The sequence below is a fragment of the Caldithrix sp. genome, assembly GCF_056497305.1.
Window position 1 is genome coordinate 1 of the sequence record NZ_JBSMDE010000193.1, and the last position, 10,269, is coordinate 10,269.

Genomic DNA, 10,269 nt, shown 5'->3' on the forward strand with positions numbered 1-10,269 from the left:
TAAAATACTTCCTTCAAAACTTCTATCACGCATGGCGGGATGCGAAAATTTTTGTGCTGTGTGAGGGAGTAAAACCGTTTAATTGTTGATTTGTTGAATGGTTTATTTGTTGAATGGTATGATGTCCCGTCCCAGTGAATCGCAATTTCCGCTGCGTTCTAACCGGTTGTAGCTGCCAGACAATTAAGAAAATTTCACACACAAGCCTTCCCCCTCTCCCAGATTTTTATTCTGGGAGAGGGGGATCGAGGGGGTGAGGGCTAATTCGTGAAATGACTTCTGCTGTTGGAGGAGTAAAGTTAAGAGTATATGAGTGTAAGAGTTAAAGAGTTCTGGGCAACGGCCTATCATATTTTAAAAAAGTTTTTTGGTTTCGGCTTTGCTGCCTTAGATCATTTGAAGTAAGTATTTTAAAGGCGAACAACACTGGCCAACGATACGTCACGCCCCAAAAGTTGTTGTACATTCGTTAAAAATAAGAAACGCCGATCGTATTTGATCGGCGTTTATTCGGTAAATTTAACGAGTTAAAGTCATCTTTTTACTCATTGACTTTCCGTCAATGGTAAGCCGATAAACATAAGTGCCAGAACTCACGGGATTTCCGGACTGATTAATTCCGGTCCATTGAAAATGGTAATTTCCGGCGTGTTGTAAACCATTTTGTAAGGTGTAAATTTTACGTCCCAGCATGTCGAATATTTCCAGTTGTACGTTTGCCGTACGTGGCAAAGTGTAACTGATTTGCGTTTCTGGATTAAATGGGTTTGGATAATTTTGATTAAGACTTACGCTGTTTGGGAGCAAAGAAGAAGTCGGATCGTCGATGGCAGTAGCGCCGGAGTACTCCAGCATGATTAACGTTGGTTTGTCAAAAGCCAGCGAGGCTGAAGACACAATAAGGTCTCCGCGGCCGTCTTTATCGACGTCTCCCGGAAAAAGTTTAACCAGTCGTAAAATTCCTTGATCCGTGCCGGGCGTAATATCGTCGGTAGTATCGTCCATAAAAATGGTGTAAAAGTTAAAACTGGCGGGATCTAACGGATTGTTGCCTACATATTCCCAGTCGTAAACGGCTTCGTTGTAATTCCCTGCCAGATAAAGATCGGGGTTTTGATCGTCATCCAGATCGGCAGAGGCAATTTGTCGTAATCCGCCGTCAAAATAACCGAAATAGTGAAAGTCGTTAAAATTAATTTTGCTCACATCGCCGCTGTCGCTAATGGCCCAGAAAGTTCCCCCACTGGTGGTGGCGTACATTTCATTAAATTGATTGCCGTCAAAATTAGCCGCAACCAGACCTTGATTCGAAAATTCATCATTTAAACTCACATAAAAGGCAGTCTGTAAAGCATACTCGTCTTCTTTGCCGGTATTTTCGTAAACGATCATCCGATAGTAATCCCAGGCCACGGTCCAGATTTCCATGCGTTTATCCTGATCCAGATCGGTAACATAAATGGTGTAACCGCTCCAGCCGGTGGTAAGCGAATCGTGCATTTCAATGTGCCAGGAAGGCAGGGCGAAACTTTTGTTTTGCAATTCAAATACCATTAAATGGCTGGTACCGGCGCTTCCCCAGGGACCATCCATGACCGATACAATAACTTCCTGATTATCATCACTATCGATGTTGGCGGCAACAATCTGCCCTGCCTCCCATACGCCGTGCTTTAGTCCCAGATCCCAGGTAGCGGTGGGAGTTATAGGGAAAGCGCTCGAATCCGGGTCCCATTCAAAGATTTGCAGGCCGTCTGTACCCGCCGGGGCGTCGCAAAGGACAATAATCTCTGGATTACCGTCCGAATCCAGATCGCCAACCGTTACTGAAGAAAAATTGTCAACCGCTGTATCCAGCTCGGCAAAATGGTACCACCATAAAAGATCGATGGTATTGTCTGCAGAAGCTTCGTAATGATACACTCCATTTAAAAAACCACCGCTCCAGGAACTGGATGCCACAAAATCGGAATACCCATCATTATCAAAATCGAAGGGGCCAACCATATTCCACAAAGGTCCGCTCGGAAAAAAGGCACCTTCTGCCCAGCTAAGATTTTGCCAGACTTTCTCAAATTTGTTTTCGTGATCTTGAGCCTGCAGGCTGGTAAATGCCATCGCCAGCAAAACCACGAATAGAACCAGAAAACGTATCAATGGTCTCATGAATAAACCTCCTTTGGTTTAATTGAGTAGGTCTGCTAAAACAATATAATGGTACAAACTGTAATTTGTCAAAAAAAAATTAAAATTAATTAAAAAAACTAAATAAAGTTAATAAAAATCTTGCGCACAACGCATTCGCTTCTTATCTTAAAACAGAGTCATGAGGAAAAAAATTGCAGGTTGTATGAAAAATTTTCGTTTTTACCTAGCTACTGAAATATTATTTTTAGTTTTATTCCATTCCCTTTGGGCGGGCATAACCGGAAAGATTGTTGGCCGGGTCATCGATCAAAAGAACCATGAACCGCTGGCCGGTGTGAATATTCAGGTGGAGGGAACACGATTAGGCGCCGCCAGCGATGTTGATGGGTACTACATGATCATCAATGTACCGGTAGGAACTTATCAACTGGTGGCCAGCATGGTGGGTTACCATAGTGTTAAAAAAACCGGGGTTCAGGTTTCCAGTAATTACACCACAGTGGTTAATTTTTCGCTGCCTGTGGCTGTGCTTCAAACCGACGAAACCATTGAGGTTACCGCCAGGCGGCCTCTGGTTCGTCGCGATCAGACTTCGAGTGTGGCAGAATTTACCGGTGACGAAATTCGAGAATTGCCAGTGGAAGATTATTACGATGTTATCAAATTGCAGGCTGGGGTTACCGTTGGCAGTGATGGCGCCCTGCACGTTCGAGGCGGACGTTCGGGTGAGGTTACCTACATTGTAGATGGGGTTTCGGTAATGGATGAGTATTCCGGATTACCATCGGTGGCTGTGGAAAACAATGCCATTCAAGAAATCAGTCTGGTTAGCGGCGCTTTTAATGCCGAATATGGCAAGGCCATGTCCGGGGTAATCAATATTGTTACGCGCGAAGGCGGTGAACACTGGACCGTTACAGCCGACGCATATTCAGGCGACTATGTAAGCGCACACAACAATGTTTTTTACAACATCAATACCGTCAACCCTTTATCCGTAAAAAATATTCAACTGGATGCCGGTGGCCCACTACCGGCCGATATTCGAGTATTTGCCTCCATGCGTTACTACTACAATGAGGGCTGGTTGTACGGTCGGCGTGACTTTTTGCCTTCTGATTCAACCGATTTAAACAGCGAAAATCCCGCAGACTGGTACATTCGTCAAAGCGGCGACAGCGCTGCGGTTCCCATGAATGATATGGAACGGATTAGTTACAACCTGAAAGTGTCGCGCCGCTTTGGCCCGCTTAAACTTTCTTACAAAGTTCTGTGGAACACGGCGGATTACAGCGAATATTTACACAAATTTAAATACACACCGGATGGAAATTACAAACAGGAACAACGCGGCATGGCGCATACCCTGCGGCTTAATTATGCCATGGGGAAATCCATGTTTGGGGATTTTAACCTGGGCTATCGGAGTAACCGGTATCGTTATTCCGTGTTTAAAAATCCTTTGGATCCGCGTTACGTCCATCCCAATCATTTAAACATTCCAGAATATCGGTTTTACACAGGTGGAACAGGCATGTATTACCTGAACCGGCGTTCCGAAACCTTCTCGTTAAACGCCAGTGTTAGCTGGCAGGCCACACCTGTCCATCTCTTTAAAGCTGGATTTGAATTGGAGCAGCACCAGTTGTATCTGCGTGAATTTTTCATTCGTGCGGCGCGCGATGCCAATGGCCTTGAAATTAGACCTTTTCAACCTGAGGTCCCCCCAACCAGTGATCTGGGCAGTAATGCATACAATCGTAAACCGCTGGAATTTTCATTTTATTTGCAAGATAAAATAGAGATGCAATCGGTGGTGCTTAATGTTGGAGTGCGTTACGATTATTTTGACGCAAAGGCTGAAAATCCGCTGAATCCTGGTAATCCCAGGAATGGCCCCAAGTACAGAGTTAAATCAAAATCGAAACTGAGCCCACGGTTGGGAATAGCTTATCCGTTGACCGCCACTGGGATTTTACATTTTTCTTTTGGCCAGTTTTTTCAGATGCCGCCATTCCAGTATCTTTACACTAATCCAGGATTTAAAGTCGCGCCGGGCGCATTGCGAACCACCATGGGAAATGCCGATCTCAATCCACAGGAAACAACTATCTACGAACTTGGTTTCCAACAACAATTTAGTGAAAATATCGCCGGCGATTTTACTCTGTACGTTAAAGATATTCGCAATTTAATTGGGCAGGAATTTTTTAGACTGGACAATGATGTAAGTAGCAAATACGTGCGTTACACAAATCGTGATTACGGTCGTGTTAATGGGCTGTCTGTATTTATTGAAAAACGCATGACCGGTTTTTGGGGCGCCACCTTGAATTACACCTATCAAATTGCGCGAGGGAACGCTTCGGATCCTAATACGCTGTTTTACGATTTGCTGGCCAATCCGCCGCGCGAACCGACCAAAAAAATTGTGTACCTAAACTGGGATCAACGTCATACGATTAACGGAACTTTTGTGGTAGGAAAACCTGGCCGTTGGTCGGTAAGTTTGATTGGTACCTTTGGCAGCGGTTTTCCCTACACCCCGGCTTTCCAAAATCAGCGTGTTTCGTTTGAAAATTCCGCACGCAAGCCCACCACAATTAATTTTGACTTAAAAGCTTCCTATGGTTTCAGTTTAAAAGGAAAACAACTTTCACTTTACCTTTTGATTTACAATTTGTTTGACCGTTTAAATGAAAAATATGTTTACGAAGATACTGGTCGCGCCGGTTACACCTTACAGGGGCAATTTGTAGGCAATACCGGGCTCTATTCCAAGCAGGACTATTTTAACCGTCCGGATTTTTATTCTGAGCCAAGGCGCATTGTGGTTGGCATACGTTTGCAAAGTTTTTGAAAAAAGATTAGCGGAGAATCATAAAAATTATGTTCAAACACAATTTAAAAAACACAGTACCGGTTATTTACTTGTTGCTTGTTACTCTGATTTTACAGAGTCGAGCGCAACAAAAGAACGCCCGGGCTTTTTTTGATCAACGTCCGCAATATTTGTTAAAAAACCAGGGGCAACAAGACCGCCGGCAGGGCATCCACAGTGGCAATCTTATCCGAACTTTGTTTTACAATTACGGAACCATTGGTTACCCGTACACCACGCCTGCTGTGGAATGGCCCAAGGGAAGCAATCACAATTACATTTTTGAATTTGGCGTAATTGCCGCAGCCGAGGTGATTGACATTTACGGCGACACCATTCACATTGTTGACGATGGGATTATTGGTGGAATAGCCGGCGAAGGGGGCGACGTTTCGCCCGCCGGCGAGGTCTGGGGCTGGCAACCGCTACCAGGTTACGCGGCTGAAGGACAGAACGGGATAGCCATGAGCGATAAACCGTTTACCTGGCCGGAAAAATGGCCCAACCGTCCAGATGACTGGGCTGGTAAATGGATTGGTGAATATGGTAAGGGGCTGGCCATTGCCGATCAGGAAAGTTACTACGTGATGGACGATCGAGACAATAAAGAGTTTGCCTACATTCCAGACGAAAACGATTCCACCCGTGGTGGGCTGGGATTACAGGTGGAGGTCCGCGGCTACCAGTGGGCGCACACCCTGGCCGAAGATTGTATTTTCTGGGTTTACGAAATTACAAACACCGGAACGAAAGATTTAAAAAAAGTGGTATTTGGAATGTACGGTGACGCGGATGTTGGGGGCGCAGAAGACTGGAACGATGATGACTCGTATTTTGATATCTGGCGAGATATGGTTTTTCAATGGGATCACGATAATCGCGGCATCTGGGGCGGTGCGGTTGGCTATTTTGGTTTTAAATATCTGGAAAGTCCCGGCAATCCCTTTAATGGAATCGACGACGATGGCGATGGAATGGTGGATGAACGCCGCGATGATGGTATTGACAATGACGGGGATTGGCGACCGGAGCGGGACGATGTGGGAATGGACGGACTTCCCGATACCAAGGATCCTGGTGAAGGCGATGGTGTTCCCACCCCGGGCGAACCCAATTTTGACGAAACCGATATTGACGAGTCAGATCAAATCGGGTTAACCAGTTTTAATTCCTTTGTCTGGCCCAGTGTGCGCGTTTCGGACGACGAAGAAATGTGGCGTCGTCTAACGCCCGGTAGTTTTCCGCAGCCCGCTCAAAACGTGGACATTGTTTTTCTTTACGGTTCCGGCTATTTCCCATTAAAAGCCGGACAAACACAGCGTTTTTCTATTGCGCTGCTTTTGGGCGAAGACGAAGAAGACCTGTTGCGTAATGCAGACGTGGTACAAAAAATTTACAATGCCAATTACCATTTTGCCAAAGCGCCCGATAAACCCACCGTAACCGCTGTGCCGGGCGACGGTCGGGTAACTCTTTATTGGGATCACAAAGCCGAATGGTCATATGACCCCATCTCCGGAGAAGATTTTGAAGGTTATCGCATTTACAGGGCCACCGATCCAGGATTCAATGAAGCGCGGACCATCACCGATGGGCAGGGAAATTTAACCCTGTTTGAACCAGTGGCGCAATTTGACTTAAAAAATGGAATTAAAGGCTACCAGCCTCTGGATTATAATGGCATTAAATATTACCTGGGCAACGATTCCGGATTGCGGCACACCTGGACCGATACCAACGTGGTAAATGGGGTTACTTACTACTACGCCGTGGTTTCCTACGATCGAGGCGACACCCTGGCCTTAATTCCGCCCACCGAATGTACAAAAGTGATTGACATCGACGAAGCAGGTAATTTAAAAACCGATGTTAACACCGTCATTGTTACGCCAACCGCTCCGCCGCCCGATTTTGAGCCACCTGCAATTGCTCAGCCGGTTGAACGTATTCAGGGGGTGGGGACTGGCGATGTTAAACCGGTAATTATCGATCCTTTCCGCGTAAAAGATGGCGCCATTTACGAGGTCGTTTTTAGCGATACCCTAGATAATCATCTGGCCTATCAGGTGCGCGAGGTTACCGGTGGGCAAACGGTAATCAAAATAAAAAAATCGTTCCTTTTTAATAACGAAGAGGGCAATCCGGTTTTTGACGGAATCCATCTTTTTGTCCGGTCCGATTCGTTGCAGCACGATGTAGAACGCTCTGGCTGGATTAATGGCCACAGTAATTATCCATTTGAAATCGGACTGTTTCATAATGGTACGCCCTTCCCGGCCGATTACGAAATTCGTTTTGGTACCGAAAGAACCGACGATGTGTTTGGAATTAGCGTACCTTTCGAAGTCTGGAACGTTACGCTTGACCAACCGGCCCGCTTTGGTTTGATTGATAATGATAACAACGGTGTCTGGTCGCCTGGCGACGATATTGTGCTTTTAATTGGCCAGAGCGGAGTTAATCCTTCTTGGCGCGTGCGGTTTATTTTACCATCAGACAGCTCGGAGACCATTCCCCCGCAAAGCGGAGATGTATTTTTCTTTGCCACTAAAAAACCATTTGCCAGCGGGGATGTTTTCCGTTTTGGAACCAGAGGCCCATCGGTCAAAAAACAGGCAGGTGCGTCCCTGCTGGACCAGATTGTGGTGGTGCCCAATCCTTACGTGGCAACCAATATTCTGGAACCGGCCAATCGACAATTAAATGGACGTGGACAGCGAAGGATCGATTTTATTAACGTGCCCACCAACGCTACAATTCGCATCTTTACTGTGACAGGTCAATTGGTTCAAACCCTGTACAGCTCCGGAGCCCTAAGCTCCGGAACGGTTAGCTGGAATCTGTTGACCAAAGATAATGCCGAAGCAGCTTACGGAGTTTATATTTATCAGGTGGATGCGCCAGGCATTGGCAAAAAAATTGGGAAATTTGCACTCATTAAATGAGAGTTAGAATATGTCAGGTAAAAACATTTTTACCCTTTTACTTCTGCTAATTGGTTTGTCGCCGGTGGTTTTATTTGCGCAAGGGGGGCGCGTGTCCAATTCCGGCACAGTGGCTGCGCCGTTTTTAACCATTTCGTTGGATGCGCGGGGCGCTTCCATGGGTAATGCGGCTACGGCCTTAGAAGGTGGAATTCAAAATGTCATCTGGAACCCGGCGGCCATTACCGGTAAAAACAATTCGTTCTTTATTTCCCATTCCGATTGGCTGGCCGATATTACTATCGACCAGGCTGGCATTGCTTTTAACCTTGGCGCTCTGGGCACCCTTGGGGCTTTTATTACCACCTTGAACTATGGCGAAATGCCCGTGCGTACCGTCATTAAACCGCAAGGTACGGGCGAAAAATTTGATGCCGTGGATTTCAGTCTGGCCGGTTATTTTGCCCGGCCTTTAACCAATCGCTTGACTTTAGGCGTGGGCATTAAATACATCTACCAGCGCATCTGGCACTCCAGAAGTAGCTCCGTGGCTTTTGATATTGGGACCCTGTTTAAGAGTCCAATTTTGGGTATTGATTTTGGCGTTAACATCAGCAATTTTGGCGCAGATATGCGCCTTTCTGGACGCGATGCCCGCGTGTTTCATGATATTGATCCGGTAATGACTGGAAATAACGATCGCATTCCGGCACAGCTTGAACTGGATGCCTGGCCCTTACCCCTATTATTGCGCGTCGGAATTCAAAGAAAATTTGTGGTGAATCCATTGCACACGTTTTTATTGGCAGCAGATGCCTACTACCCTCAAGACAATTACGGCAGCCTGAATTTGGGTATGGAATATGGTTTTAAAAAGATGTTCTTTTTGCGCACGGGCTATCGCGGTTTGTTTTTAAAAGAAGAAGGCGGGCCAACAGGCGGTTTTGGATTCGCTTTTCGCACAAAACAAATTTTCTGGAATTTTGATGTTGCCTTTGCTGATTACGGATACTTACAGAATATTACCATCTTCAGTCTTGCCATTCACTGGTAGCGAGGGAAAAGTGGCTACAAATTTCTTTAAACAGCTTGCAATCTGTAATCTGTGTGTTGTGTTGTTCATCGTGTTTTCCTGTAAACGGTACGCGCCCAAAGCCGATCCTGACACGGTGGTTTATGCTCTTTACGAAGATATTAAAGACTGGGATCCCGCGTCCGCGTATTCTCTTGAAGTAATGGCCCTTGGCAACATTTACGAACCTTTGCACTGGTACCAGCCCGACAGCGCTGGCAATTATTCATTCCGACCGGCCCTGGCCCTGGGCTACCAGAAAAGCGAAGATGGATTAACCTGGACCTTTCATTTAAGGACAGGTGTGGTGTTTCATGATGGCACGCCATTTACTGCGCTGGCCGTTAAAAAATCCATTGAACGCGTAAAACGGTTTGGTCGGGGGGCAGCCTACATCTGGAAAAGCGTGGAAAAAATTTTGACACCTAACGACTCCACAGTTGTGTTTAAACTTTCCGAACCCGCGCCAATCGATTTGATCGCTGCTTCGCAGTACGCCTCGTGGATTTTGTCGCCGGCAATTGCCGATTGTACAGAAAGCTATTTTCGTAAAGGACATGCCAGTGGTACGGGACCTTACCGTCTAAAAACATGGAAACCAAACGATTACGTTGAACTTCAGAAATTTGATGCTTACTGGGGAGGCTGGGAAAAAAAACATTTTAACCGTGTGTTATTAAAAATAGTCACCGAATCGTCCACCCGTATTCAAATGATCCGGCGGGGCGATCTGGATTTTGCGGGATTGATTCCGGCCGAAAATATTGCGGCTATGCACCATAATCCCGATCTGGAAGTGAAAATTGTTCCCAGCTGGCGTAACATGATGTTTTTGTTGAATACTTCCAGACCGCCGTTGAACAATCTTTACGTTCGAAAAGCCATTCAATACGCCTTTAACTATCGGGCTGCAGTTGAGTACATTCTTGAAGGAATGGCTACTCGAGCCATAGCCCCTGTTCCTAAAAATATGTGGGGGTGCGCAACCGATCTGCCTCAACCGGAATTTGATCTTGAAAAAGCAAAAAACTTTCTTGCCCGGAGCGGGATCGATCTAAATAAGGTAAAACTTCAATTGTCCTACGTTTCATCGGTAGATGTCTATGAAAAATGCGCGCTAATGCTGCAAAACAATTTGCAGAAAATAGGTTTGAAGGTAGAACTGGAACCTGGGCCATGGAATATTATCTGGGAAAAAGCAAAAAAACAACGAACAGCGCCTCACATAATTTCCATGACCTGGT

5 protein-coding genes are annotated in these 10,269 nt (G+C 45.9%); 4 read left to right on the forward strand and 1 reads right to left on the reverse strand.

What is annotated here, in order from left to right:
• Positions 1-519: 519 nt before the first annotated feature.
• Entirely contained in the window at positions 520-2,166 is a 1,647-nt protein-coding gene (locus ACWB0I_RS15590) for a T9SS type A sorting domain-containing protein (protein WP_479389002.1), read from the reverse strand.
• Positions 2,167-2,350: 184 nt separating this feature from the next.
• Between ACWB0I_RS15590 and ACWB0I_RS15595 the strand changes: the two genes are divergently transcribed.
• The 4 genes from ACWB0I_RS15595 to ACWB0I_RS15610 all read left to right on the forward strand — a co-directional run.
• Positions 2,351-5,008, forward strand: a complete 2,658-nt coding sequence (locus ACWB0I_RS15595; protein ID WP_479389003.1) for a TonB-dependent receptor — start codon at positions 2,351-2,353, stop codon at positions 5,006-5,008.
• 29 nt (positions 5,009-5,037) lie between these two features.
• On the forward strand, positions 5,038-7,974 hold the full coding sequence (locus tag ACWB0I_RS15600) for a hypothetical protein (protein WP_479389004.1): 2,937 nt from the start codon (positions 5,038-5,040) through the stop codon (positions 7,972-7,974).
• Between the two features lie 10 nt (positions 7,975-7,984).
• Positions 7,985-9,007 (forward strand): PorV/PorQ family protein, encoded by a 1,023-nt coding sequence (locus ACWB0I_RS15605; protein ID WP_479389005.1) that lies wholly within the window; start codon positions 7,985-7,987, stop codon positions 9,005-9,007.
• Between the two features lie 10 nt (positions 9,008-9,017).
• The coding region (locus tag ACWB0I_RS15610; RefSeq protein ID WP_479389006.1) for an ABC transporter substrate-binding protein at positions 9,018-10,269 on the forward strand (1,252 nt) is incomplete at its 3' end.

Bases quoted from the DNA above. Each gene is read 5' to 3' on its own strand.
- ACWB0I_RS15590 (WP_479389002.1), bottom strand. From the start codon at position 2,166: ATGAGACCATTGATACGTTTTCTGGTTCTATTCGTGGTTTTGCTGGCG.
- ACWB0I_RS15595 (WP_479389003.1), top strand. From the start codon at position 2,351: ATGAAAAATTTTCGTTTTTACCTAGCTACTGAAATATTATTTTTAGTT.
- ACWB0I_RS15600 (WP_479389004.1), top strand. From the start codon at position 5,038: ATGTTCAAACACAATTTAAAAAACACAGTACCGGTTATTTACTTGTTG.
- ACWB0I_RS15605 (WP_479389005.1), top strand. From the start codon at position 7,985: ATGTCAGGTAAAAACATTTTTACCCTTTTACTTCTGCTAATTGGTTTG.